The following is a 26,627-nucleotide window of genomic DNA, read 5'->3' as shown; positions in this document are numbered from 1 at the left end:
TATCTAATTTTGTAGCCGGATTAACAAATTGTAAAAATGGAGGCAGACAACATTGCTGGGGGCAAAGAACCCAAAAGACTTCCTGTGTGGGCTTGTATCCCGCTGTTTATTGTGATACTTTTCATACTTCTTGGATTGTATGGTACGCTGGCCCGCGGATGTTTGTCGTTGGTGTTGGGTGTGGAAGCCCGCCATCCGGGAGTGATGGGATACATTATCCTCGAAGCCAGTATGCTGCTCGCCGTTCTGACCGCCGCCATTCCTATGCTCCGCTTCGAACGCCGTCCGTTTTCTGATTTGGGGCTCTCCTTAAAAGGACACGTTAAGGGACTGTGGTATGGCTTCCTGATGGCAATCCTGCTCTATCTGTTCGGCTTCGGAATCTCGTTCGTCTTGGGAGAGATAGAAGTCACCGGTTTCCAGTTCAAGCCGTTGGATCTGCTGGGCTCGTGGGTGTTTTTCCTGCTGGTCGCCTTGTTCGAAGAAATACTGATGCGCGGCTATATCCTCGGACGCCTATTGCATACCACCATGAATAAATTCCTGGCGCTTTTCGTCTCGGCAGCGTTATTTGCCTTTATGCACATCTTCAATCCCGAAATAGCTTTCCTGCCTATGCTCAACCTGTTGCTGGCAGGTATGCTGCTGGGAGCTTCCTATCTATATACGCGGAACCTGTGTTTCCCTATCTCGCTTCATCTTTTCTGGAATTGGATTCAAGGCCCCATCCTCGGTTATCAGGTAAGCGGAAACAACTTCACCACCAGTATGCTGACTTTGCGTATGCCCGAAGAAAACGTACTGAATGGCGGAGCCTTCGGTTTTGAAGGCTCGCTCATTTGCACAGTACTTATGATTGTATTTACGATTCTGATCGTGTGGTGGGGAGAGAAAAGAGAAGCAATCAGTCTTGCGGTACCCCGATCATGCTAAGTTGAATCCGTTTCCGGTCATAATCTACATTCATCACCCTCACCATGACGTGCTGATGGATGGACACCACTTCTGTCGGATCGGAAATGAACCGTTCCGCTAATTGAGAAAGGTGTACAAGACCGTTCTCCTTAATTCCTATATCGACAAACGCCCCGAAATTAGTGATATTGCCTACAATGCCCGGAAGAATCATCCCTTCGCGCAAATCGGCTATGGTGCGTACATTCTTGTCGAACTCGAAGACTTTGATAGCCTTGCGCGGGTCACGTCCCGGCTTGTCGAGCTCCTGCAGAATGTCCTGTAAGGTAGGCAGGCCGACGGTAGGAGTGATGTAGTCGGAAATATTGATCTTCCGGCGAAGTTCCTTGTCGGCTATCAACTCGTCGATGGTGCATTTCAGGTCTTTGGCCATTTGCTCTACGATGTGGTAACTTTCCGGATGCACGGCGGTATGATCCAACGGATTTTTAGCTCCGGGGATGCGAAGAAATCCTGCGCATTGCTCAAAGGCTTTGGCGCCCATGCGCGGCACTTTCATCAGTTCTTTCCGCGAACTGAAAGCTCCGTTCTCCGCCCGGTAATTGACAATGTTCTGTGCCAGTTGGGGGCCCAGACCGGATATATAGGTGAGCAGATGACTGCTTGCCGTATTCAGATTTACCCCGACCAGATTCACGCAATTCTCTACCGTCTGATCGAGTGCTTTCTTCAGCTTCGTCTGGTCTACATCGTGCTGGTATTGGCCCACGCCGATAGACTTTGGATCTATCTTCACCAACTCTGCCAACGGATCCATCAGGCGGCGTCCGATGGAGACTGCCCCACGCACCGTTACGTCGTAATCCGGAAACTCGTCACGAGCAATTTTGGAAGCCGAATAAATGGAAGCCCCCTGCTCGCTGACTACAAACACGGGTATCTGACGGTCGAAACTCTGACTGTTGATGAAATCTTCCGTCTCCCGGCTTGCCGTTCCGTTGCCGATGGAGATGGCTTCTATCTGGTAGGCCTCAATCATCTTGCGAAGTTTCGAAGCAGCCTCGCCGGTCTTGTTGATCGGAGGATGCGGATAGATATTCTCATTATGCAACAGATTGCCTTGTGCGTCGAGACAAACCACCTTACATCCGGTACGGAATCCGGGGTCGATGGCGAGCACCCGTTTTTGTCCCAATGGCGGAGCGAGAAGAAGTTGGCGGAGGTTTTCGGTGAATACGCGAATCGCTTCATCGTCGGCTTTCTCTTTGGATTGGGCGGCAAATTCTGTTTCGATGGAAGGTTTGAGCAACCGTTTGTAAGCATCCGTCGTGGCTTCGCCCACTTGCCGGCTACATTCGTTGTTGCCACGTACGAATTGGCGTTCCAAACGTTCGATGCAGGCCTCGTCGTCGGGATTAATAGACACTTTCAGCAACCCTTCCGACTCTGCCCGGCGGATGGCGAGCAAACGGTGGGACGTGCAACGTTTCAGTGGCTCGGAGAAATCGAAATAATCGCGGTATTTCGCTGCTTCTTCCTCTTTTCCTTTGACTAGTTTGGCCGTAATCTCTGCCTGGCGCCCGAACTGGTTACGTACCGCGTTACGGGCACGCTCGTCTTCGTTCACCTGCTCCGCGATAATGTCACGCGCACCTTTCAGTGCGTCTTCCACATCTTTCACTTCACCTTTTACAAAGGAAGCAGCTTTGGCGCTAAGGTTGTTTTCCCGTTGCAACAGCAGGATGGTGGCAAGCGGCTCCAGTCCTTTCTGGCGGGCCACTTCGGCACGTGTCTTCCGTTTGGGTTTGTAAGGGAGGTATATATCTTCCAGTTCCGTCGGGTTCCAGGTGTCGTTGATGCGCTTTTCCAGTTCGGCAGTCAGTTTGCCCTGTTCGGTGATGGTGCCGAGAATCGTTTCTTTCCGTTTGGCTATGTCGCACAACTTATCGTGTTGCTCTTTTATCTGCTCTATCTGCACCTCATCCAGCCCGCCAGTGGCTTCTTTGCGGTATCGGCTGATGAAAGGAATCGTAGCACCTTCGCCCAAAAGATGGAGCGTGCTGCTTATTTGTCTTTCCGGTATGCCCAGAAATCCGGAAATCATCTTGTGAAATAATTCCATAATTTGTATTTTTTGACAGTAAATGAGCGACAAAAATACATATAAATCTGTTAAACCCGACAAGTTTTACTATATTTGCAACTCAATTAATGAATTAACACATCAAAACTGCATTATTATGCTGGGACGTCTTGGGTATTTTTTTATCTGTTTTCTTTGGCTCCTGCAGTCATCGAAGGTCTTGGCTGTCTCTAACGATAAGAAACCTATTCTGATTATCTGTTCTTATAATCCGGCAGCGCACCAAACATCGGTCACTATTTCCGATTATATGGATGAATATAGCAAGTTGGGAGGACAGCGCGACATCATCATCGAGAATATGAACTGTAAAAGCTTCTCGGAAGCTCCGCTATGGAGCAAAATGATGACACAGATTCTTGCTAAATACCAGGGGGAAAAGCATCCGGCGCAGATTATCTTGTTAGGTCAGGAAGCATGGGCCGCTTATTTGTCTCAGCGGGATGAAATGCAGGTGAAAGTGCCCGTGATGTGCAGTCTGGCCAGTAGCAACGTGGTGATATTGCCGGAAGATACCGTGGGAAGCCTGGACAGCTGGATGCCCGAATCTGTCGATATTTTCGACGACCATCTGAATATCCCCGAACTCAAATCGGGATTTATCAACCAATATGATATAGAGGGTAATATTCAGATGATTCAAGCCTTCTATCCGAAAACGAAACACATTGCCTTTATTTCGGACAACACGTATGGCGGAGTAACCATGCAAGCATTGGTACGAAAAGAAATGAAGAAATTCCCCGATCTGGATTTGATTCTGATGGATGGACGGAAACATTCTATTTATACCATCGTTGAGGAGTTGAGGCAACTGCCCGAAAATACGGTGATCCTGGTAGGAACGTGGCGGGTGGATATGAATGAGGGGTATTTCATGAGAAATGCCACGTATGCCATGATGGAAGTTACCCCTACCATTCCGGCTTTTACCCCTTCATCGGTGAGTCTCGGTCATTGGGCGATAGGAGGGGTGTTGCCCGACTACCGGAAAGTGGGTGGAGAAATGGCTATGGAGTCTGTACGGATGGATACGCACCCGCAGGATACGGCGAAACATCTTTCGGTAATCGGCTGCAAAGCGGTATTGGATAGCCGGAAGGTGAAGGAATGGGGGCTGGACCCGGCGGTATTGCCTTTTAAAGTGCAGCTTGTCAACCAGCCGGTTTCGTTCTATCAGCAATATACTTATCAAATATGGTCTGCCTGTGCTTTGTTTGTGATACTGGTGCTCGGCTTGTGCATCTCTCTCTTCTATTATTTCCGTACGAAACGCCTGAAAGATGAGCTGCTGAAATCGGAGAAGGACTTGCGCGTAGCAAAAGACAGGGCGGAAGAGTCTAATCGTCTGAAGAGTGCTTTCCTTGCCAATATGAGCCATGAGATACGCACACCGTTGAATTCGATTGTGGGATTCTCGGATGTATTGGCCGTTGGCGGTAGCACGGAGGAGGAACAGCAGTCTTATTATCAGATTATCAAAACCAATTCGGATTTGTTGCTTCGACTGATTAACGATATTCTCGACCTTTCACGTCTGGAGGCCAACCGGGTGACGCTGACTTGGGAGGAATGTGATGTGGTGCAGCTGTGCAGCCAGGTGGTGGCGTCTGTTAGTTTTTCTCGGCAGTCGTCGGAAAACCAGTTCTTGTTTACCACTTCTTTCGAATCTTTCCGGATGGTGACGGATGTGCAGCGTATGCAGCAAGTGATGATTAACCTGCTGTCCAACGCCAACAAGTTTACGAAATGCGGTAAGATCACATTGGACTTTTCTGTGAACGAGGAAACGCAAATGGCTGTCTTCTCGGTGACGGACACCGGATGCGGTATCCCGAAAGAAAAACAGGGACTTGTGTTCGAGCGTTTTGAGAAGCTGAATGAATATGCCCAGGGTACCGGACTGGGATTGTCTATCTGTAAATTGATTGTGCACAAATGGAAAGGAAGTATATGGATCGACCCTGACTATACCGGTGGGGCGCGGTTTGTATTCTCTCATCCGTTAAATCTAAATATAGAAAAAGAATGAAACGAATCGTATTAATTTATGGCTTGCTTTTCTGCCTCGCTCTGTCTGTTGCGGCGCAGGAGAAGGTGGTGAAACTGAAGATTGTAGAAACAAGTGACGTACACGGCAATTATTATCCTTATAATTTTATAACCCGCCACGAGTGGAAGGGGAGTCTGGCACGGATTTATTCTTTCGTGCAGAAAGAGCGCGAGCAATATAAGGAGAATCTGATATTGCTGGATAACGGTGATATTTTGCAGGGACAGCCCACTGCCTATTACTATAATTATATAGATACGGTGTCTCCCCATCTTTGCTCGGAAATGATGAATTATATGAAGTATGATGCCGGCAACATGGGTAACCATGACGTGGAAACGGGACGTGCCGTTTTCGACCGTTGGATCGCCACTTGTGACTTCCCAGTGTTGGGTGCCAACATCATAGATACATCTACGGGACAGCCCCATCTGGCTCCTTACAAAGTGTTGGAACGTGAGGGCGTGAAGATCGTGGTATTGGGAATGATTACCCCTGCCATCCCTGCATGGCTCTCTGAAAATCTGTGGAAAGGATTGCGTTTCGATGATATGGAAGAGACGGCACGCAAATGGATGAAGGTTATCCGTGAAAAAGAGAACCCGGATTTGGTGATCGGCTTGTTCCATGCCGGACAGGAGGCTTTCAAAATGTCGGGCAAATACAACGAGAACGCTTCTCTCAACGTAGCGAAGAATGTGCCGGGATTCGATATCGTATTGATGGGGCACGATCATTCCCGCGAATGTAAGAAGGTGATGAATGTTGCCGGAGACTCGGTGTTGATTATCGATCCGGCCAGCAATGGGATTGTTTTGTCTAACGTAGATGTGACCTTGAAACTGAAAGATGGAAAGGTGCAGAGCAAGGATATCAAGGGTGTCTTGACGGAAACGGAGGCTTACGGAATCAGCGAGGACTTTATGAAGCGTTTTGCCCCGCAATATGAAACGGTGCAGAAGTTCGTTTCGAAGAAGATCGGCACTTTTACCGAAAGTATCTCCACTCATCCTGCTTTCTTCGGCCCTTCTGCCTTTATCGACCTGATACATACCTTGCAGCTCGACATCACCGGTGCCGACATCTCGTTTGCCGCTCCGCTTTCGTTTGATTCGGAAATAAAGAAGGGGGATGTATTCGTGAGTGATATGTTCAATTTATATAAGTATGAGAACATGCTGTATGTGATGACTCTGTCCGGAAAGGAGATTAAGGATTTCTTGGAGATGTCTTATTATATGTGGACGAACCGGATGAAATCGCCGGAGGATCATCTGCTCTGGTTCAAGGAGAAGCGTCGTGAAAGTGCGGAGGATAGATCGTCTTTCCAGAATTACAGTTTTAATTTCGACTCGGCTTCGGGCATTATTTATACGGTGGATGTCACTAAACCGCAGGGTGAAAAAATAACGATTACAAGCATGGCCGATGGTTCTCCTTTCCGCATGGATAAGATATATAAGGTGGCCTTGAATTCTTACCGTGGCAATGGTGGCGGAGAATTGCTGACGAAAGGGTCGGGCATCCCGCAGGAGAAATTGAAAGACCGCATTATTTTCTCTACGGATAAGGACCTCCGTTTCTATCTGATGAATTATATTGAGAAGAAAGGAACGATGGACCCGAAAGCGCTCAATCAGTGGAAGTTTGTCCCGGAAAAGTGGACGGTGCCGGCTGCCAAACGTGATTATGAATATCTGTTCCGGTCTGTTCGATAAGTATCTAAAAGTGTTCATTATGTCCGATAATGCTCCCGATTGGCTTGTATATCTGATTAAATGCTGGTATATTTGTCGCCAAAAAAAGAGAGAGTATGGATATTCAAAGTGTTCCGAAAGTAGGTATTTCTTCGGTAGTTCATTCTAAACATATAGATGCCGACAACATTGATGTTGTTGATAATGATATAGCGCTTTTCGATACGGAGAGCGTTATATCGTTGTATAACGGGCCTACCAAACTGGAAGTGTTGACGGTGGGGCTTTGTCTGGAGGGTACCGGTACTTTTAAGATCAGTCTGCGTGAATTTCAATTGTGTCCCGGATTGATGGTGATAGCACTGCCTAATCAGATTATCGAGCAGCGGTATTTCAGTCACGATTTTAAAGGCATTTTCTTTGCTGTGTCGAAGAACTTGCTGGAGACGTTGCCTAAGATCGGAAATGTGCTTTCTTTGTTTTTCTATCTGAAAGATTATCCGTGTTTCGACCTCACTCCGCACGAGCAGGAGGTGGTGAAGGAGTATCACGCGTTTATCAGGAAACGGTTGAGGAATAAGGAGGCTTTATACCGTAGGGAAGTGGTAATGGGACTGATGCAGGGGTTCTTTTTCGAGCTTTGCACTATTTTCACTAATCATGCACCCGCAAACGCTACTACGATGAAGAATAAAAGCCGGAAAGAGTATATCTTCGAACGCTTTTATGAGTCTCTGGTGGAGTCTTACCAGTCTGAACGCAGCGTAAAATACTATGCCGATCAACTGTGTCTGACGCCGAAGCATCTTTCGGGAGTAGTGAAAGAAGTCAGCGGAAAAACGGTGGGAGAGTGGATTGACGAGTTGGTGATTCTGGAAGCGAAAGCCCTCCTGAATTCTTCAAGTATGAATATACAGGAGATTGCCGACCAGCTGAATTTTGCAAACCAGTCTTTCTTTGGGAAATACTTCAAGCATTACACCGGTATGTCTCCAAAAGAATACCGGAAAAGCCGCTAAAATCATAGGACACCGGAGCGTACACGGCTTAGTGTCTCCGGTGTCATCAGAAGATAGGAAGCGATGTGTGCCAGAGGCGCGCGTTTGATGATTTCCGGATGTGTTTCGAGCAGGAGGTTATAGCGTTCGCGAGCGGATTCGAAACGCCAGGAGTCTGCTTTAACCTGTGATACAATTAAAGAGTATTCCAATATCTTTTGATAGAACATATTGATTTCCCAGTTCTCCCTCGCTAATTTTTGTATCATGTCGCGGGGGAATAAGTAAATAATGGAAGGTTCAAGAGTTTCTACGATTAGCCGGGTGGGTACTTGTTTCAGAAAACTTTCAATGCACATCACGATACATCCTTCGTATGAGAAATGTTCGGTCACGTCTTTCCCGTTTTTGTAATAGTACTGCCTAAGCATGCCTTTTCCTACAAAAACAAGTTCGTGGGCTACTTCTCCTTCGTTGAGCGCTATGGCTCCTTTGGGAAATTCTTCACGAATCAGTATGCTTTCTATCTGCCGTCTTCCTTCTATACTCATCTCCGGAAAGCGGGAATTGACAACAGCATTTACAGTCTCTCTTAATAGTGTATCCATGTCTTTTCTGTCTTGATGTGTGCAAAAATACTAAAAACGGTTGACATAAATCAAGGGTGGTATAAAAAAGATGTATCTTTGTCCGCAAAATCAAGAAGTAAGGTGATTATGAATAAGATAATAGGCTTGGCAGTGTTGCTGTTTTGTTTGAGTGGTTGCGTTAGGGATAATGATGCTATTTATTATCCGGTTGGCAACGTGGATGTGGAAAGAGGCGGTCCGGCTTTGGAGGCAGGAAAGGGAGATTTGATAGCCCGAAGTTATAATACCGAAGATTATGTGTTGGACACGCTTGCGCAATATCCGGGTGACCCGACTCTCGGTAAACTGACATTTATGATTAACCTGAAAAATCAGTCGGCGGATCAGGAAGTAGATGGATTTAATGGCGTCGGCCGGTCTAAACTAACGATGAGTCTTGGATATAAAGACGGTAACTATCCGGTAGAAAGCCAAGTCCCTGTTTATACCTCGTCTGATGTGACTGCCAGTTATGCAATCAAACTCCGCTTGAAAGGGGAACTGACCTTGACGGGAGACGAATGGATGATTGACTATGTGTATGCCCAATTAGCGGGCTTATTCCAGCCTTATCCGCCTACGTCTTTCCCGGAAGTGTTTATGTGTAAAGGAGGTGAGCAACCATTCGCTACTTTCGATTCTTTCCGTAGAACCTGGACGTTTGATATAACCTATGATCGTTCCAACCTTTCTTTCAGCCAACTGTATTTCAACTTGTTCGTAAACCTGGCTGGGCAGAAGAGGGAAGAAAGAGTCCGGTTGAGAATAGATAAAGAATCTTACTTTGAGATCTATAAAGAAAAAGAGGAAATGTAGTTTAGCTGCATTTCCTCTTTTTCTTTGTAGGTAGGTACATTAATGGGATAGCACGATAACTATGCGAGATGAAAATTTGCGCAAAATTTGCATTTTTCTTTTGAAAATACCTCTTTATATCGCTTAAAAACGATATTTTGAGATAAATATAAGGCAATAAAAAAGCCCCTTACTTGTTAGTAAGAGGCTGATAATCAGATAGTAGTGGGTACGAGAATCGAACTCGTATTACATGCGTGAGAGGCATGTGTCCTAACCGTTAGACGAACCCACCGGAGTTTGATAGATTAAAAAGAGCCAAGTCTTTAAAACTTAGCTCTTTTTTATATTGAGATTTTTTGCGGAAGCTGGGGGATTCGAACCCCCGGTACCCTTACGAGTACGTCAGTTTAGCAAACTGGTGGTTTCAGCCACTCACCCAAACTTCCTTGAACCCGCATTCTCTCTCAAATGCGGTGCAAATATAGGGGGAACTTTTGGACTACGCAAATCTTTTAGCAAGATTTTTTTTACCTGTTTTTTGTAAAATGAGATAACCTGCTATGTTTCAAATGTTAAACGGAAGAATTTTTTTTTCGAAAGCTTTTAATTTTTATCGATGGAATGGGAACTTGAAACATATTGACGCTATCCGCTTATTATAGTGACGGTATCTTCATGGGATAGGGTAAACATCCGGATGGGATAGTGACGGTATATTTGACGTAAGAAAAGGACATAAAAAAAGGCTATCTATCCCAGACAGCCAATCTTTTTGTTAACCTTAAATCTAATACTATGAAAAACACAGTACAAATATACGGACTTCTGTCAACTTTGCAAATAAAACAAGAAAAAAGAGATGTTTTATAACATTGATTAAATATTTGATTCCTCGATTCTATTTTTATTAAGACTTTCGGCGTTTTGAATGCTATATTCCCAATATTTATCACATAATTTCAGATAGCTGGTCTCGGCACTCTTGCCACCTAAAGAAATAGCGTACATCTTTGTCTGTTTCGCTTTTGCGTGTTCGATGGTCCGGGATAGTAGTTGATCGACAGGACGCATCTCAAAGTCCGATACGGTGATAATGTCCGCTTCCATATATCCTTCTTCGCTGATCTTTCGCAAAGCATGCGTGATGACAGGTTCCATATCGGTTCCGCCATGAAAGGATTGGCATAAGAAATCGACCAGGCGATCGAAACTGCTGCCTAAGTCTGTGATTTCAATGCACTCGATATCATCGGAAAACAGGATGACGTAACATTTTCGATGTTGCACTTCCGTCAGTTCGGCAATGGCAAGTAGGGTGGATTTCGCGATTCTTTCCCGTTCGCCTGCCATGGAACCGGAAGTGTCCAGACAAACAATGAAAGGGCCTTCGGCTTCTTCGGAAACTTCGTTCCCTATTGTTTTCTTGTCGTTGATGGTTTGCTTTTCGTGTGATTGATAGTCGATGACTTGCAATCTCTTCTCAATGAAACGCTCAAAGAAAATGGGTTGCAGACTTTTTTCGGCCAGATAACAATATTCCAAGGGAAGAAGGCTGTTTAAGTCGTTTCCTTCGCAAATACCTGTAATATCGCTTCGGGTGGCATGAGATATAATTTGTTCCCGATGAATACCGGCAGTCATTTTGAAACGTTTCCGGCTGCTTTGGTGTTTCTTGCCCAAGATTTCTACCAGTTCACGGATAACGGGATTTCGTTTGATCGTTTCTTCGTATTCTAAAATCTGTTCTGCTATCTGTTTATGGTTGCGGAGTAACCAGACGAGGCGTGAGCCGCCACGCACCGGAAGGTTTTTGGCAAGTGATAGCTGAAGACGGTAGAAATCATCACAAAGCCGCTCGATATGTTCCATCTGATAGTTGAACTCGTTGTTCGAGAGCAGTGTGTGCCATTTGTCGAAGAAGAGAGTCCGCAACGCTTTCCATTCTTTAGAGCGCGGGCTGATTGCGTCAAAACGCTGGAGGTAGTATTTTACGTTGAGGTCTACCAGGTGATATTTCATTGAGAACGTGTAGGCGCTGTTTTTCAGGAAATGGAGAAACTTGGTGTCGGATGCTTCATTCATTTCATGAAAGTATTCCCATTGCGACGCGTAGTGGGAGTAGAAATCTTGCAGGGAGGGTTGCGTGTGACGAAAATACCGGTGAATGTCCGCATCCAGTTCTTCGGGACGGATAACCAGGTTGTGCAGTTGTTCGTCGTACACATCGTAGGCTATTCCCTGCAATTTTTCGTAATAAATGTCTTGCAGGTGTTTGAGCCTAATACTCTCTGTTCTCTTGTTCATGGGCGTGAGCGATGATGCGGAGTTCGTTTCGGTAATTCTCTATGATATGTGCAGTCTCTCCTAAAATTCGTTTGATCTTGCTTTTTTGCGATGAGCTTAAGAAAAGATGCTCCTTTGTATATGCTGTTTCCCGCTCGGAGATTGTTTTATATTCCACTTCCATTTGATGCAGCAAGTCGATCACTTCCTGCAATGTAAATTCGAACGGAGTGTTGCCATCCTGTTGTGCAGGCAAAGGATCACAATTGTCATAACATAGTAACGGATATTCCTGATTGTTGACGAAAACAGACCGTCTTCCTTTTCGGAGGGAATAGATATTCTTTTGCGCGATATTTCTGTTTTTTACAAAATCGTAGGCTTTTAGGATTTTGTTGACCGGACGGAATTTATCTTGTTGGATATAAAACAGTCGGTTGCTGTCTTTCTTCAAAGACTGGTAATCGGAAGCAAAAATGAGTAGATTTCCGGCAATGTGATAACCTTCTATGCGATGATAGAAGGTGTCTACGACTTGGATTCCCGGATCGCTAAGTTCACGTAGGCTGTGTTCGGACTTCATGTTTTCTTTCAGTGTGTCCAGTTTTTGCTCCAGTCGTTTTTCTCCTAACAGATAGGTGTTGATGCCTCGTGCTATCGACTGTTCTACAATCTCTTCGATAATGGGGAGCTGCGAAATTTCATCCCATAGGCAGGCGCTCATCAATAGGCAGTCGGAGAAATGAATTCCCGGAGATTCATTCAGATAGGCTGATGTGCGGAGTAGACCTACTATTTTCTTCCAGCGGCGGTCGGATACATAGATGGGAGGGGTGTTTTCATCCCGTCCTGTGTTGTATTGTTCAATTTCTCGTTTGATATTGTGAATCAGCTCAAAAATGGTATAGTGAATACCTACTTTTTCGCTTTCAGCTTGTATCTGGTTGTATAATTCATCGTTCACCTGGAGCTTTTCAGGGATTTCAGGTTCTATTTCCCGCGTAGAAGAAATCATCTGATCGAACGCATATTCCTGTTCGATACATCCGACAAACTGACGGATCAGGAAACGGTCGTATAAGGCTTCCAGTCCTTCACCTTTTGCCGGCAGTTCGTTGGAAGCGGCAATTAATGCTTTCAGGGGTACACGCACCGTAAATTGTCCGTTGCGGTATATCTTTTCATTGATTACCGTCAAAAGGGAATTTTGGATAGCAGGGCCGGCCTTCCATATTTCATCCAGAAAGACAATTGATGCTGTCGGCAGGTATCCTTTTGTGATGCGTTCGTACGTATCTTCATCCTTCAATTTTGAAATGGAGACGGGGCCGAATATTTCGTCCGGTGTACTGAAGCGGGACATCAGATACTCAAAAGCATCTGCGTCTTTAAATGCCAGTTTTAGCCTGCGTGCTACCAAACTTTTAGCTACTCCCGGAGGGCCCAGCAGAAAGATACTTTCCCCTGCCATGGCGGATAGCAGAGACAGTGCGATGGTATGCTCTTTTTCGAATACTCCCTCATTGAGGGACTTCAATAATTGGGTGATATGTGATTTGATAGACTTCATGTGACGGATAATTTCATGTGTTGTTAGCAAGAGGCAAAGATACAAGAATTCTTTGAAATAGACTTCACCGGAGGGATTTACTCCTAGATTTAGGCAATTTCCTCCCGATAAGTAGGAGTTTTCAGTTTCATGGGGAAAATTCATTCTCTACTTTTGTTCTATCGAAAGATAAATGATATATAATAATTAGAGAACCATTAAAAATAAAGGAATATGAAAACGAGCACATTTAAATACTTCGGTTTGGCGTTGATGGCTATATTGATGGTAAGTTTTACCTCTTGCGAAGTGGAAATAGACAGTTTCTATGATGATGATAATAATGGTGCAGGGTACTATAACCGTTCGGCTGATTTATGTAGCCGTACTTGGGTTAGTTTCTACCGCGACATGGACGGTAACTATTGCCGTCAGGAACTGGACTTCTTTTTAGACCGTACCGGAATCGACTATATACGGGTGGAATATCCTAATGGAACAGTCGATCAATATGAATATAATTTCCGTTGGAGTTGGGAAAATTATGCACAGACTTCCATTCGTATGTCATACGGACCGAATGATGTTTCATACTTGGATGATGTATATATCGGTGGAAACAGATTGAGCGGTTATCTGGACGGACGAAATAACTTTGTGGAGTTTCAAGGGAAAAGATGAGACGTGAAACAAGATGAAGCGTAAAGCAGGAAGAAACGTGAAGCAGGAAGAAAAAAGAAAAGGTTAAGAAATTAGGAGAGATAAAGAAATTAGAAAAAGATAAAGAGATAGGTAAGCGTAAAGGAAGAAACAGGTAAAAAAGCATCGTTGGAAGGATAACAAGATGCGGGTAAAAAGAGAAAGGATAAGATTGTTAAGATAGAAATATAACAGATATTAGAAACAAAATAACAGGTAACAGTGTAAAAGGGTAATCAATAAGATTTCAGGATATATGAATCAGGGTATAATTAGGGCGCGAAATGAAAGCTTAAAAGTTTTGAACCGGACTAAATAGTTTTTATCTTTGCGCCCTATTAGTTTTTATATACATGGAGTGGTTATATAGTCTATTTATCGAACATTCTGCCTTACAGGCTGTTGTGGTACTTTCACTGATTTCTGCCATTGGTTTGGGCTTGGGAAGAGTGCATTTCTGGGGAGTTTCCCTGGGAGTCACTTTTGTTTTTTTTGCGGGTATCCTGGCCGGCCATCTCGGGCTTTCGGTCGATCCGCAGATGTTAAACTACGCAGAAAGTTTCGGACTGGTCATTTTCGTTTATTCCCTCGGGCTACAAGTCGGTCCCGGTTTTTTTAGCTCTTTCCGTAAAGGTGGGGTAACGCTGAATATGTTGGCGTTGGGAGTCGTTCTGCTGGGAACGTTGTTGACGGTGGTGGCTAGTTATGCAACGGGTGTCTCTCTTCCTGATATGGTGGGCATCCTTTGTGGAGCAACGACAAACACTCCGGCATTGGGAGCTGCGCAACAAACTCTGAAACAGATGGGAATAAACAGCAGTACGCCTGCTTTAGGATGTGCGGTGGCCTATCCGATGGGAGTAGTCGGCGTAATCCTTGCCGTTTTATTAATCCGTAAAGTATTGGTTCGCAAAGAAGATTTGGAGATAAAAGAGAAAGACGATGCGAACAAAACTTATATTGCAGCGTTTCAAGTACACAATCCTGCTATTTTCAATAAAAGTATCAAGGATATAGCTCGTATGAGTTACCCGAAGTTTGTCATATCCCGTTTGTGGCGTGACGGACATGTCAGTATTCCGACTTCAGACAAGATTCTGAAAGAAGGCGACCGTCTGCTGGTGGTAACTGCGGAAAAAGACGCTTTGGCCCTGACAGTGCTTTTTGGTGAACAGGAAAATACGGATTGGAATAAAGAGGACATTGACTGGAATGCGATTGACAGCGAATTGATCTCGCAGCGTATCGTTGTCACCCGTCCCGAACTGAATGGTAAGAAACTCGGTGCACTCCGGTTGAGAAACCATTACGGTATTAACATCAGCCGTGTTTACCGGTCGGGGGTGCAACTGCTTGCTACTCCGGGATTGATACTTCAGTTGGGCGACCGCCTGACAGTGGTGGGCGAGGCTGCTGCTATCCAGAATGTGGAGAAAGTATTGGGAAATGCCGTGAAAAGCCTGAAAGAACCCAATCTGGTTGTTATATTTATCGGTATCGTGCTTGGTTTGGCACTGGGGGCTATTCCTTTCTCTTTTCCGGGTGTCAGTACTCCTGTGAAGTTGGGATTAGCGGGCGGACCGATCATTGTCGGTATCCTTCTGGGTACTTTTGGACCACGGATACACATGATTACCTATACCACCCGTAGCGCGAACCTGATGTTGCGTGCCTTGGGACTTTCCATGTACCTTGCCTGTCTGGGACTGGATGCGGGAGCTCACTTTTTCGATACCGTATTCCGTCCGGAAGGCTTATTATGGATTGGTTTGGGAGCCGGATTGACTATCATTCCAACAGTGTTGGTTGGATTCGTGGCCTTCAAGATGATGAAGATCGATTTCGGTTCTGTATCCGGTATGTTGTGCGGAAGTATGGCAAATCCGATGGCACTGAACTATGTAAACGATACAATCCCCGGCGACAACCCATCCGTAGCCTATGCGACTGTTTATCCGCTATGTATGTTCTTGCGGGTAATTATCGCCCAAGTGTTGTTGATGTTCTTGTTAAATTGAGAATGGTACATTGCTGAATCGTAATTAGTAACTAGTAAATTGTAAATAGTAAAATAGTAAATAAAATGACTGCTCAAAGTAACATAACTCCTGAAAGCATTGTGGGCGATCTCCGTTACCTGCAACTGCTTTCCCGAAGTTTTCCTACGATTGCCGATGCTAGTACGGAAATAATCAATCTGGAGGCTATCTTAAATCTACCTAAAGGGACAGAGCATTTCCTGACTGACATTCATGGAGAATACGAGGCTTTTCAGCACGTACTGAAAAACGCTTCAGGTGCGGTAAAACGTAAAGTAAATGAAATATTCGGCAACACTCTCCGCGAGGCTGAAAAGAAAGAAATCTGCACGTTGATTTACTATCCCGAAGAGAAACTTCAATTAGTGAAAGCCCGTGAAAAGGATCTGGATGATTGGTATCTGATTACCCTGAACCAACTGGTGAAGGTCTGTCAGAATGTATCTTCCAAATATACCCGTTCGAAGGTTCGTAAATCGCTGCCTGCCGAGTTCTCATATATTATTCAGGAATTATTGCACGAATCTTCCATCGAGCCGAACAAGCATGCCTATATCAATGTAATTATCAGTACGATTATCACTACCAAGCGTGCCGACGATTTCATTATCGCTATGTGCAATCTGATTCAGCGTCTGACTATTGACTCTCTTCATATCGTAGGCGATATTTACGACCGTGGTCCTGGCGCGCATATCATCATGGATACGTTGTGCAATTACCATAACTTCGATATTCAATGGGGAAATCATGATATTCTCTGGATGGGTGCAGCTTCCGGTAACGACAGCTGTATTGCCAACGTGATACGTATGTCCATGCGCTACGGCAACCTGGGCACGCTTGAAGACGGATACGGAATCAATCTGCTTCCATTGGCTACTTTTGCAATGGATACGTATGCCGATGATCCTTGCACCATCTTCATGCCGAAGATGAATTTTGCCGACGCTCATTATAATGAGAAGACTCTGCGCTTGATCACTCAAATGCATAAGGCCATTACCATTATCCAGTTTAAACTGGAAGCCGAAATCATCGACCGTCGTCCGGAGTTTGGGATGACCAACCGCAAACTGCTGGAAAAGATTGATTTTGAGCGTGGCGTCTTTGTATACGAAGGAAAAGAATATGCTTTGCGCGATACCAACTTCCCTACCGTAGATCCTGCCGATCCTTACCGGTTGACGGAAGAAGAACGCGAATTGGTAGAAAAGATTCATTATTCATTTATGAATAGTGAAAAGCTGAAGAAACACATGCGTTGCCTGTTTACCTATGGCGGAATGTATCTGGTTTCAAATTCAAATCTTCTTTATCACGCTTCTGTCCCTCTGAATGAGGATGGCAGCTTTAAGCATGTCAAAATACGTGGTAAGGAGTATTGGGGGCGTAAATTGCTGGATAAAGCCGATCAACTGATTCGTACTGCGTACTTCGATGAAGAAGGGGAGGAGGATAAGGAATTTGCTATGGATTACATTTGGTATATGTGGTGTGGTCCGGAAGCTCCCTTGTTCGATAAGGATAAGATGGCGACCTTTGAGCGTTATTTCGTAGAAGATAAAGAATTGCATAAAGAGAAGAAAGGTTATTATTATACATTGCGTAACCGGGAAGATGTCTGCGATCAGATTTTGGCAGAGTTTGGAGCTTCCGGCCCTCACTCGCATATCATCAACGGGCATGTGCCTGTGAAAACAATTCAGGGAGAACAGCCAATGAAAGCCAATGGCAAGCTTTTCGTTATTGATGGCGGATTCTCAAAAGCTTATCAGCCGGAAACGGGAATTGCGGGATATACGCTTGTTTATCACTCTCATGGTATGCAGCTTGTGCAGCACGAGCCGTTCCAGTCTCGTCAGAAAGCTATCGAAGAGGGACTTGATATCAAATCTACCAACTTTGTCCTGGAGTTCAATTCGCAACGGATGATGGTGAAAGATACCGATAAAGGAAAAGAACTGGTGACTCAAATACAGGATTTGAAGAAATTGCTCGTTGCTTATCGTACCGGTCTGATAAAAGAAAAGGTATAATTAGTAATCAGTATGCTCAAAGTTGCACGTTTCTGAATTTATTCACCACAGAGGACGCAGAGGACACAGAGTTTTTTTTCTGCAAGTAAAACAGAGCGATAAATACGATTCTAAATACGTGAGACTCTGTGTTACTCTATAGTAAATAAAAAATAGTAAACCTCTGTGTCCTCTGCGTCCTCTGTGGTGAATAAGTTTAGAAAAGAACAATACCCGCTTCGATAATAGCTCCCTTATCGTAATTGCTCGATTTATTATAGAATCTGGTTACCCCATATCCACCTGTTGCAAAGATGCCGAACTTCTTGGTAAATTGATATTCCAGATTTGCACGTGCCTGCAATGCGTACAGGCGTTTCGGGATGACCTCATCTTTGTTGTCAAAAGCCTCGATATGCTGGTATCCGAGGTCTCCGCTGATGGATAACCCCTTGTAAAGGGGGAAAGACAGACCGGCACGATAGGATGCGCTGGCCGAAAACTTATCATTCAATCCCTGATACATGGAACCCACTCCCAATATTGTATAAAACAACTGGTTCTTGAACCGTACCCCGATATTGGCAGGCGTTGCATTTCCACCGTATACCATCATTTGCACTTTTGTATCAGGATTTGCATTCACCAAACCAAGTTGGAAACCTTTCATATCTTCTTTGTAGTAATTGACAAGACCAATTTGAAGTCCGCGCGCTTTCGTAGCGTAGTTGCATAATGCTACTTGCACTCCATTCAGCTTTGATGCGGTTATATTGGCAATTCCTGCTATCTGCAAACCGTTCATGTGTTCGCCTACTACATTTAAAAGTCCCGAAGCCATCAGACCACCGAAGCTCTGTCCGGTGATATTTGCTACTCCGGAAAAGTGTAAGCCCGAAGCCATATTGCCCGTCACATTCATGAAACCACTAATCATTAACCCCGAGTTGTTGTCTCCGCCGATGCTCGTTAGCCCGGATATGACTACTCCCTGTGCTTTGTCGCCGGTGATATTTACCAATCCGGCAGCAGAAAGCCCTACGGTGTTATCGCCGCTGATATTACTGATACCGGCCAGCTGAACGCCTCGCATAGTGCCCCCTGCCAAGTTGGCTAATCCGGTGATTTGTACTCCGTTCATGTCATCATGAACCACGCTTCCCAACGCATTGATACCCACACCGTTCAGACGGTTCATGGTAGACAGGAGGCCGATGTTTATGTATGTCGTCTGTGTACTATCATGCGGTTGCGTGCATATATCTTTCCAGATGGATATATTGATCCCTGCACTCTTGTTCTGTGCCGGTAAAGAAACGGCAGCCATTAGTATAGCTGCCGTAAGTATTGTTTTCTTTATCTTCATTCCTTTCTCTTTTTCGGTTTAAGTTATATCTTTCTCTATGCAGCTGACAATCTATCAGCCTTTTGCTTCCTGATACAAATAACGCTTGATGCTCTTCTTCGGTGTCTTTTCAAATTCTTCCGGATAGATTTTCATCTTGGATATCTGGCTGTATGCCGGTAACATAGTGTTCAGTGTCACGCGGTTTTCTTCCATTACTTGTTCGATGTCTTCAGTCTTCAGGCCGTGGGCGAACGCATCGTCAAAGTCGGGATAAACAAGTCCGACAAGTTTCTCGTTTTGCTGAACGATAATGCTTTCAGCCACGTATGGCAGGTTGTTCAACTTATCCTCAATTTCTTCCGGATAGATATTCTGTCCGCTGGAGCTCAATAACAGGTTCTTGCTGCGTCCTTTGATTGTAACATTACCTTCTTCATCCATCAAAGCCAAGTCGCCGGTATGCAACCAACCGTCCTTGTCGATGACTTCTTGAGTGGCTTCTTCGTTTTTGTAATAGCCCAGCATCACATTCGGGCCCTTACATACGATTTCACCAACAATATTTTCGGGATCAGATGACAATACCCGTACATCCATCCGTGGCACAGCCTTTCCGCAAGAACCCGGTTTGAACTTTCTCCAATCTTCGTAGCAGATAATCGGGCCACATTCCGTCATTCCATATCCAACCGTATAAGGGAAATCAATCATTTTCAAGAACTGTTCCACTTCTTGATTGAACGCTGCACCTCCTACGATGACTGCCTTGAAGTTTCCGCCAAATGCCTTAATCATCTCTTCGCGCACTGTTGCCTTTATCTTGTCATTGATAATAGGCACTTTCAGCAATATCTTCATCGCCGGAGTTTCCAACTTCGGAAGTACGCTTTTCTTGATTATCTTTTCGATGATGAGTGGTACGGCAACAATCAGACTGGGTTTCACTTCTTCAAAAGCCTGGAAGATAATCTTAGGGCTTGGCATACGGGTGAGGAAGTAGATGTGGCAACCTACGGAGAACTCATAAAGGAATTCAAAAGCCAATCCGTACATGTGTGCCATAGGAAGCATGGAAACGATTTTATCTCCGGCTTCCAGTTCCAACACTTCAAAAGCAAATTTGGTATTCGACCACAGACTGCGGTAGGGGAGCATTACTCCTTTGGAATAACTCGTTGTTCCCGAAGTATAATTGATAACTGCCAGTTCTTCCGGTTCGTCTTTGTGATAAGCGACATGCTCTTTACGGAAATTCTTCGGATATTTTTTGCCGAACATTTCGTTCAGATGTTCGCGTGCATACGTGAGTCGTTCGCTGCGTGACACTAATAGGGTGAAGTCATTCATCATCAGGATACCTTCCAATAGCGGCATTGCCGACTCGTTCAGGTTTTCCCATACCATATCTCCTACAAGCAGTAATTTAGCTTCGGAGTGGTTGACGATATTATGCACGTTATCTGCTTTAAATTCATGGAGAATAGGTACAATAACGGCTCCATACGTCAGTGTGGCAAGGAAAGTAACTCCCCAGTGAGAGCTGTTTCTTCCACAAACGGCAATCTTGTCTCCTTTGCGGATTCCGCTTTCTTCAAAGATGATATGGAGTTTCTCGATTTTACGAGCTACGTCTTTATACTGTAAAGTTGCACCTTTATAATCGGTCAGGGCATCCAGGTCCCAATTATTCTTGATACTATTCTCAATATAGGCTATAAAACTTTGTTCCATTGTTTTTTGCACATTTGGTATTAAATTGTGCAAATATAGCAATTATATTAAGAATGAAGAATTAAGAGTGAAGATTTTTTGGAAATGGAGGAGAGAGTAGTGGGGGAATTTGTGTGGCGATACGTTATAAATACAATGGATGAGGCTTATAATTGAATGAATGGTGCTTATGGTTGAATAAATGATGCTTAGTTGGATGAAGGCTTATCACAAAAGGGATTAACTTATAATAAAATAGATTGACTCGTAGTATAAAAAAGATTATGCTCATAGCTCAACAGATTATGCTTATAGCTAATAGGATTATCATTATAGCAAAACTGATTATCATTATAGCTAATTTAATTATCATTATAGCTAAAAAAAATATGCTATTAGCAAAAAACATTCAGCTAATAGCATATTTACAGTAACTTCATTTCTTATTTCAAGTACCATTCGTACATTCTTTGTACGCCTTCCTCGATTTCAATTTTGTGGTGCCAGCCCAGTGCATGCAGTTTTGAAGGATCGGTTAGCTTGCGCATTGTGCCGTCCGGTTTGCTGCTGTCGAAGGTCAGTTTACCTTGATAACCTACTGTTTCAACGATCCGTTCGGCCAGTTGGCGGATGGTGATTTCCTTACCGGTTCCGATGTTGATATGGCAGTTGCGGATATCTTTGCTACCTTCTTTATAGGTATCTTTAAAGTCCACATGCTCCATAACGAAGACACTGGCATCCGCCATTTCTTCGCTCCAGAGGAATTCGCGGAGAGGAGTACCCGTACCCCAGAGAGTGACCTCTGTTTCGTTGATTCCGTATTTTCTCAGAATAGCCAGAATGTCCTCTTTCGAGCTGTCGCCATTGACACCTTCCACCGGACGTTGGTTCATATCCTTGCGTACAGCTTCCCAGTTTCCTTCTTTCAGACAGTGTGCCAAATGAATCTTGCGAATCATGGCAGGCAATACATGGCTGCGTTCCAAATCGAAATTATCATTCGGGCCGTAAAGGTTTGTCGGCATCACGGCGATGTAGTTCGTTCCATATTGCAGGTTGAAGCTCTCGCACATTTTCAGTCCGGCAATTTTGGCGATTGCATACGGCTCGTTGGTATATTCCAACGGTGAAGTAAGCAATACATCTTCCTTCATCGGCTGTTCGGCATCGCGTGGATAAATACACGTACTACCGAGGAAGAGCAACTTTTTCACGTTGTGACGGAAACTCTCTCCGATAATGTTCTGTTGAATCTGCAGATTCTTGTATATAAAGTCGGCACGGTAGATGCTGTTCGCCATGATACCACCCACAAAGGCAGCGGCAAGGAATACATATTCCGGTTGTTCTTCATCGAAGAATTTACGGACAGCCATTCCATCCAGCAGGTCAAGCTCTTTGTGCGTGCGGCCTATCAGATTGGTGTATCCTTTATCCTGCAAATTCTTCCAGATAGCAGATCCCACAAGTCCGCGGTGTCCTGCTACATATATCTTTGCATTCTTTTCCATTCTATCTTTTATTATTTTCACCACAGATTAACACAGATTTCCACAGATTATAGATATAAAAAAACTCTGTGGAAATCTGTGTTAATCTGTGGTGAAATGAAATTCATTTAATGTTTGGTAGCAATCATCCGCTTCACCTTTTCCATATCGTGGCGCACCATGATACTTACCAGTTCTTCGAATGATGTTTTGCATGGATCCCATCCTAACAATGTTTTTGCTTTAGTCGGGTCACCCAGCAGTTGTTCCACCTCTGACGGACGGAAATATTTAGGATCAACCTCTACCAAAGACTTTCCGGTAGCTACGTCGATACCTTTCTCATTCACGCCTTCACCTTCCCAACGAAGTTCGATGCCTGCTTCCTTGAATGCCAGCGTTGCGAATTCGCGCACTGTGTGCATTTCTCCGGTAGCAATTACGAAATCTTCGGGAACGTCATGTTGCAGAATCAGCCACATACATTCGATGTAATCCTTGGCATATCCCCAGTCGCGACGTGCATCCAGATTACCCAGATACAGTTTGTCCTGTTCGCCCTGTGCGATACGTGCGGCAGCAAGCGAAATTTTACGGGTAACGAATGTCTCGCCACGGCGTTCACTCTCGTGATTGAACAAGATTCCGTTTACGGCAAACATACCATAGCTTTCGCGGTAGTTTTTAGTAATCCAGAAACCATATTGTTTGGCTACCCCATACGGAGAACGGGGATAGAATGGAGTTGTCTCTTTTTGTGGAACTTCCTGCACCTTACCGAACAATTCGGAAGTAGAAGCCTGATAGATGCGGGTTTTCTTTTCCAGTCCCAGGATGCGTACCGCTTCGAGCATACGCAACGTACCGATAGCATCCGCTTCGGCCGTGTATTCCGGAACGTCGAATGAAACCTTCACGTGGCTTTGAGCAGCGAGATTGTAGATTTCATCCGGTTGCACCTGTTGAATAATACGAATTAACGAACTAGAATCTGTCATATCCCCATAATGCAGATTGATCGTACGTTTCTGTTTCATGTCGCGCACCCACTCGTCAAAATACAAATGTTCAATACGTCCTGTATTGAACGAAGAAGAACGACGGAGTATACCGTGTACTTCGTAACCTTTTTGCAATAGAAATTCGGCAAGATAAGAACCATCCTGCCCGGTGATGCCTGAAATTAGGGCTTTTTTCATACGCTATTATTTAATATAATTGAAAATGTGGGTGCAAATGTCGGCATTTTTTGTGAGCCAGCCAAGCTACTACCCAATTATTTTTCAGCACAGTCATTCAGCACGGTTTTTCCCCATTATTTTGTCGATAATCAAAGCGATAGCTCCGTCGCCCGTCACGTTGCAGGCTGTGCCGAAACTGTCCATTGCGATGTAAAGCGCAATCATCAAAGCCTGTGCCGATTCGTCGAAGCCGAGCATGGATTGAAGAATTCCCAGAGAGGCCATGATAGCTCCGCCCGGAACCCCCGGAGCGGCTATCATTGTGATGCCCAGCATGAAGATAAATCCGGCAAACAAGGGGAAGTCAAACGGTATTCCCTGCATCATCATCAATGCCAGTGCGCAGGCTACGATTTTCAGTGTGCTGCCCGACAGATGAATGGTGGCACAGAGCGGAATCACGAAACCGGCCACTTCGGCAGATACCCCGTTCTTTTTGGTCTGTTCCAGCGTTACGGGGATGGTGGCTGCCGAAGATTGTGTGCCCAATGCCGTGAAGTAAGCCGGCAGCATTTTATTAAGTAATTTAAACGGGTTTTTGTGTACAAACAGTGCCGCAATGGAATACTGAAAAACTAACAGGAAGATGTGAAGAGCAAAGATGACTCCGATAATTTTAATAAACACCATCAGGATGGAATATACTTGTCCCGAATGTGTCATGTTGAGGAATATGCCAAAGATATAAAGCGGCAGCAAAGGCAGAATGACTGCGCTAATCATTCGTACGATAATTTCCTGAAAATCACGTGCCACGTTTTTCAATGCGTCGCTGTTCAGTGACGCCAGTCCCAAGCCCAAGGTGAAGGCTAATACCAAGGCCGTCATGACGTTCATCAGCGGTGGGATGGAGACGGAGAAGTAGGGGAGGATTCCTTGTGCTTCACTCACTTCTTCAAGCGGCGCTCCCGGTTCGATGAGTGACGGAAACACGGTGACTCCTGTGAAGTAGGAGAGGAATCCCGAAAACAGGGTGGCGAAATAAGCAATCAGAGCCGTCACGAGCAGCATTTTTCCTGCACCTTTTCCGATGTCGGCAATAGCCACCGTTACCAGTCCGACGATAATCAGCGGGATAGAGAAATTGAGAAACTCGCTGAAAATGCCGTTGAAAGTAACGAATATTCGCACTAGCGGAGCCGGGAAAAAAGTGCCGATGGCAATACCCAAAATGATGGCGATTACGATGCGTGCCAACAAACCGATTTTGATCTTCTTCATCCTTGATTTTATTTGTAGACCACAAAAATAATATTTTAATCTAAAATATTGCGAACAAATGTGCATTTCAACTGTTACTAAGATAAAGAATATTCAAAATATATAAGTTATGGCAAATCAGAATAAAACAGATATCGGACTTATCGGCTTGGCTGTGATGGGCGAGAATCTTGCTTTAAACATGGAGAGTAAGGGATGGCATGTATCGGTTTATAACCGTACAGTTCCCGGAGTAGAGGAAGGAGTGGTAGATCGCTTTATGAATGGTCGTGCAAAAGGTAAAAACATCGAAGGATTCACAGATATAAAAGCATTTGTAGATTCGATAGCTATTCCCCGTAAGATAATGATGATGGTTCGTGCCGGAAGTCCGGTTGACGAACTGATGGATCAGCTTTTCCCGTTGCTTTCACCGGGAGATATTCTTATTGATGGTGGTAACTCCAATTATGAAGATACCAACCGCCGCGTCAAACTGGCGGAGTCGAAAGGATTTCTCTTCGTCGGTAGCGGAGTGTCTGGCGGTGAAGAAGGAGCCTTGAATGGAGCTTCTATCATGCCCGGCGGTTCGGAGAAAGCATGGCCGGAAGTGAAACCGATCCTTCAAAGCATTGCGGCAAAAGCACCGGACGGCACTCCCTGTTGCCAATGGGTAGGCCCTGCCGGATCGGGTCATTTTGTGAAGATGATTCACAACGGTATCGAATATGGTGATATGCAGCTGATTGCTGAAGCCTATTGGGTGATGAAAAAGTTGCTGGATCTGACCAATGAGGAAATGGCTGATGTCTTTGCCCGTTGGAACGAAGGCAAACTACGCAGCTACCTGATCGAAATCACCGCCAACATCCTGCGGCATAAAGACAAATCCGGAGGGTATCTGATTGATAAAATCTTGGATGCGGCCGGACAGAAAGGAACCGGCAAATGGTCGGTTATCAACGCTATGGAACTCGGCATGCCGTTGGGATTGATTGCCACAGCGGTATTCGAACGAAGCCTTTCTGCACAGAAAGACTTGCGTCATCTGGCTTCCAGACAATATCAGTGTCAACATACACAACCTATATATAATAAGGTGGAACTCGTAAAGAATATATTTTCTGCTCTTTATGCTTCCAAACTCGTCTCTTATGCCCAGGGATTCGCCGTGTTGCAACGTGCTTCCGACGCTTTCGACTGGCATCTCGACCTGGCTTCCATTGCCCGTATGTGGCGTGGAGGATGCATCATCCGCAGTATATTCCTGAACGACATTGCTGCCGCCTTCGAAGCCACCGACAAGCCTAAACACTTGTTGTTGGCTCCTTATTTTAAAGAAGAAATGAAAACATTGCTTCTCGGATGGAAAAACCTGGTGGCGGAAGCCATGAAAGAAGAACTTCCTGTTCCTGCTTTCTCTTCTGCGCTGAACTATTTCTATTCGCTCACATCTGCCGATCTGCCCGCCAATCTTGTGCAGGCACAACGCGATTATTTCGGCGCGCACACTTTCGAGCGCAAAGACGAGTTGCGTGGACAGTTCTTCCACGAGAACTGGACAGGTCACGGAGGAGATACGAAATCGGGTACATATAATGTTTAAATAGAAAACAGTTTTGAAATGATAAATGGGAATTTGAAATGATAAATGGGAATTTAGCGGTTAAATGGGAATTTATCGGTTAAATGGGAATTTATCGGTTGAATGAGAATTTATCGGTTAGGCTGAAAGCCTTACAATTATATATTTATTGGGGTGCCCTGAAAGGGCTTAATTACATAGCGTAGGGCAACGCCCTACGAAAAAGACA

General features: G+C 44.8%; 18 protein-coding genes and 2 tRNA genes. 9 read left to right on the top strand and 11 right to left on the bottom strand.

What is annotated here, in order from left to right; all coding sequences use genetic code 11:
- The first annotated feature begins 36 nt into the window (after nucleotides 1–36).
- Nucleotides 37–933, top strand: a complete 897-nt coding sequence (locus HMPREF9009_RS18750) for a CPBP family intramembrane glutamic endopeptidase (RefSeq protein WP_008022056.1) — start codon at nucleotides 37–39, stop codon at nucleotides 931–933.
- On the opposite strand, the gene HMPREF9009_RS18745 is transcribed toward HMPREF9009_RS18750, so the two are convergent.
- The gene (locus HMPREF9009_RS18745; protein ID WP_008644202.1) at nucleotides 905–3,037 is read right to left on the bottom strand and encodes a Tex family protein; all 2,133 of its coding nucleotides are present in this window, start codon (nucleotides 3,035–3,037) and stop codon (nucleotides 905–907) included. The two genes, HMPREF9009_RS18750 and HMPREF9009_RS18745, sit on opposite strands and share 29 nt — an antisense overlap.
- A 118-nt stretch (nucleotides 3,038–3,155) precedes the next feature.
- Here HMPREF9009_RS18745 and HMPREF9009_RS18740 point away from each other — a divergent pair, with 118 nt between their 5' ends.
- The 3 genes from HMPREF9009_RS18740 to HMPREF9009_RS18730 all read left to right on the top strand — a co-directional run bounded on the left by HMPREF9009_RS18740 (nucleotide 3,156) and on the right by HMPREF9009_RS18730 (nucleotide 7,827).
- A complete protein-coding gene (locus HMPREF9009_RS18740) occupies nucleotides 3,156–5,090 on the top strand; it encodes a sensor histidine kinase (RefSeq protein WP_049702968.1) in 1,935 nt (644 codons plus the stop codon).
- Nucleotides 5,087–6,829 (top strand): bifunctional metallophosphatase/5'-nucleotidase, encoded by a 1,743-nt coding sequence (locus HMPREF9009_RS18735; RefSeq protein WP_049702967.1) that lies wholly within the window; start codon nucleotides 5,087–5,089, stop codon nucleotides 6,827–6,829. Before HMPREF9009_RS18740 ends, HMPREF9009_RS18735 begins: the two co-directional genes overlap by 4 nt.
- A gap of 95 nt (nucleotides 6,830–6,924) precedes the next feature.
- On the top strand, nucleotides 6,925–7,827 hold the full coding sequence (locus HMPREF9009_RS18730) for a helix-turn-helix domain-containing protein (RefSeq protein WP_049702966.1): 903 nt from the start codon (nucleotides 6,925–6,927) through the stop codon (nucleotides 7,825–7,827).
- 2 nt (nucleotides 7,828–7,829) lie between these two features.
- Here the strand turns inward: HMPREF9009_RS18730 and HMPREF9009_RS18725 are convergent, their stop codons facing one another.
- Nucleotides 7,830–8,414, bottom strand: a complete 585-nt coding sequence (locus HMPREF9009_RS18725; protein WP_004316331.1) for a Crp/Fnr family transcriptional regulator — start codon at nucleotides 8,412–8,414, stop codon at nucleotides 7,830–7,832.
- A 15-nt stretch (nucleotides 8,415–8,429) separates the two neighbouring features.
- Between HMPREF9009_RS18725 and HMPREF9009_RS18720 the strand changes: the two genes are divergently transcribed.
- Nucleotides 8,430–9,251 (top strand): DUF3845 domain-containing protein, encoded by an 822-nt coding sequence (locus HMPREF9009_RS18720; protein ID WP_049702965.1) that lies wholly within the window; start codon nucleotides 8,430–8,432, stop codon nucleotides 9,249–9,251.
- A 202-nt stretch (nucleotides 9,252–9,453) separates the two neighbouring features.
- On the opposite strand, the gene HMPREF9009_RS18715 is transcribed toward HMPREF9009_RS18720, so the two are convergent.
- From HMPREF9009_RS18715 to HMPREF9009_RS18700, 4 genes are all read right to left on the bottom strand, one after another.
- Nucleotides 9,454–9,525: transfer RNA gene (locus tag HMPREF9009_RS18715), tRNA-Glu, on the bottom strand.
- Between the two features lie 67 nt (nucleotides 9,526–9,592).
- Nucleotides 9,593–9,679: transfer RNA gene (locus tag HMPREF9009_RS18710), tRNA-Ser, on the bottom strand.
- Between the two features lie 430 nt (nucleotides 9,680–10,109).
- Complete coding sequence (locus HMPREF9009_RS18705) at nucleotides 10,110–11,537, bottom strand: vWA domain-containing protein (RefSeq protein WP_049702964.1); 1,428 nt, start codon at nucleotides 11,535–11,537, stop codon at nucleotides 10,110–10,112.
- Nucleotides 11,512–13,086 carry an AAA family ATPase gene (locus HMPREF9009_RS18700; protein ID WP_032842191.1) on the bottom strand — a complete coding sequence of 525 codons (1,575 nt, stop codon included), beginning with the start codon at nucleotides 13,084–13,086 and terminating at the stop codon, nucleotides 11,512–11,514. Before HMPREF9009_RS18700 ends, HMPREF9009_RS18705 begins: the two co-directional genes overlap by 26 nt.
- A 213-nt stretch (nucleotides 13,087–13,299) precedes the next feature.
- On the opposite strand from HMPREF9009_RS18700, the gene HMPREF9009_RS18695 reads away from it, so the two are divergent.
- The 3 genes from HMPREF9009_RS18695 (at nucleotide 13,300) to HMPREF9009_RS18685 (ending at nucleotide 17,842) form a co-directional block, all read left to right on the top strand.
- Nucleotides 13,300–13,746: a hypothetical protein gene (locus HMPREF9009_RS18695; RefSeq protein ID WP_008644218.1), complete on the top strand. Its 447-nt coding sequence runs from the start codon at nucleotides 13,300–13,302 to the stop codon at nucleotides 13,744–13,746.
- Nucleotides 13,747–14,117: 371 nt separating this feature from the next.
- Entirely contained in the window at nucleotides 14,118–15,782 is a 1,665-nt protein-coding gene (locus HMPREF9009_RS18690) for a putative transporter (protein WP_008019318.1), read from the top strand.
- 65 nt (nucleotides 15,783–15,847) lie between these two features.
- Entirely contained in the window at nucleotides 15,848–17,842 is a 1,995-nt protein-coding gene (locus HMPREF9009_RS18685) for a fructose-bisphosphatase class III (RefSeq protein ID WP_008775961.1), read from the top strand.
- Nucleotides 17,843–18,038: 196 nt separating this feature from the next.
- Here HMPREF9009_RS18685 and HMPREF9009_RS18680 read toward each other — a convergent pair whose 3' ends face one another.
- The 5 genes from HMPREF9009_RS18680 to HMPREF9009_RS18660 all read right to left on the bottom strand — a co-directional run bounded on the left by HMPREF9009_RS18680 (nucleotide 18,039) and on the right by HMPREF9009_RS18660 (nucleotide 24,834).
- Nucleotides 18,039–19,187, bottom strand: a complete 1,149-nt coding sequence (locus HMPREF9009_RS18680) for an LA_2272 family surface repeat-containing protein (RefSeq protein ID WP_049702963.1) — start codon at nucleotides 19,185–19,187, stop codon at nucleotides 18,039–18,041.
- Nucleotides 19,188–19,241: 54 nt separating this feature from the next.
- Nucleotides 19,242–20,900, bottom strand: a complete 1,659-nt coding sequence (locus HMPREF9009_RS18675; RefSeq protein ID WP_008022073.1) for an AMP-binding protein — start codon at nucleotides 20,898–20,900, stop codon at nucleotides 19,242–19,244.
- Nucleotides 20,901–21,322: 422 nt separating this feature from the next.
- Nucleotides 21,323–22,393, bottom strand: coding sequence for a GDP-L-fucose synthase family protein (locus HMPREF9009_RS18670; RefSeq protein WP_049702962.1), 1,071 nt, complete (start codon nucleotides 22,391–22,393; stop codon nucleotides 21,323–21,325).
- A 107-nt stretch (nucleotides 22,394–22,500) separates the two neighbouring features.
- Nucleotides 22,501–23,571, bottom strand: a complete 1,071-nt coding sequence (gene gmd, locus HMPREF9009_RS18665; RefSeq protein WP_004316341.1) for a GDP-mannose 4,6-dehydratase — start codon at nucleotides 23,569–23,571, stop codon at nucleotides 22,501–22,503.
- 93 nt (nucleotides 23,572–23,664) lie between these two features.
- Nucleotides 23,665–24,834 carry a dicarboxylate/amino acid:cation symporter gene (locus tag HMPREF9009_RS18660; RefSeq protein WP_004316342.1) on the bottom strand — a complete coding sequence of 390 codons (1,170 nt, stop codon included), beginning with the start codon at nucleotides 24,832–24,834 and terminating at the stop codon, nucleotides 23,665–23,667.
- A gap of 109 nt (nucleotides 24,835–24,943) precedes the next feature.
- Between HMPREF9009_RS18660 and gnd the strand changes: the two genes are divergently transcribed.
- Entirely contained in the window at nucleotides 24,944–26,419 is a 1,476-nt protein-coding gene (gene gnd / locus HMPREF9009_RS18655) for a decarboxylating NADP(+)-dependent phosphogluconate dehydrogenase (protein ID WP_049702961.1), read from the top strand.
- Nucleotides 26,420–26,627: the final 208 nt, after the last annotated feature.

The organism is Bacteroides sp. 3_1_13 (assembly GCF_001185845.1).
Lineage (GTDB): Bacteria > Bacteroidota > Bacteroidia > Bacteroidales > Bacteroidaceae > Bacteroides > Bacteroides xylanisolvens.
The sequence above is the reverse complement of the archived record's forward strand: the minus strand, read 5'-3'. Positions and strand labels throughout refer to the sequence as shown.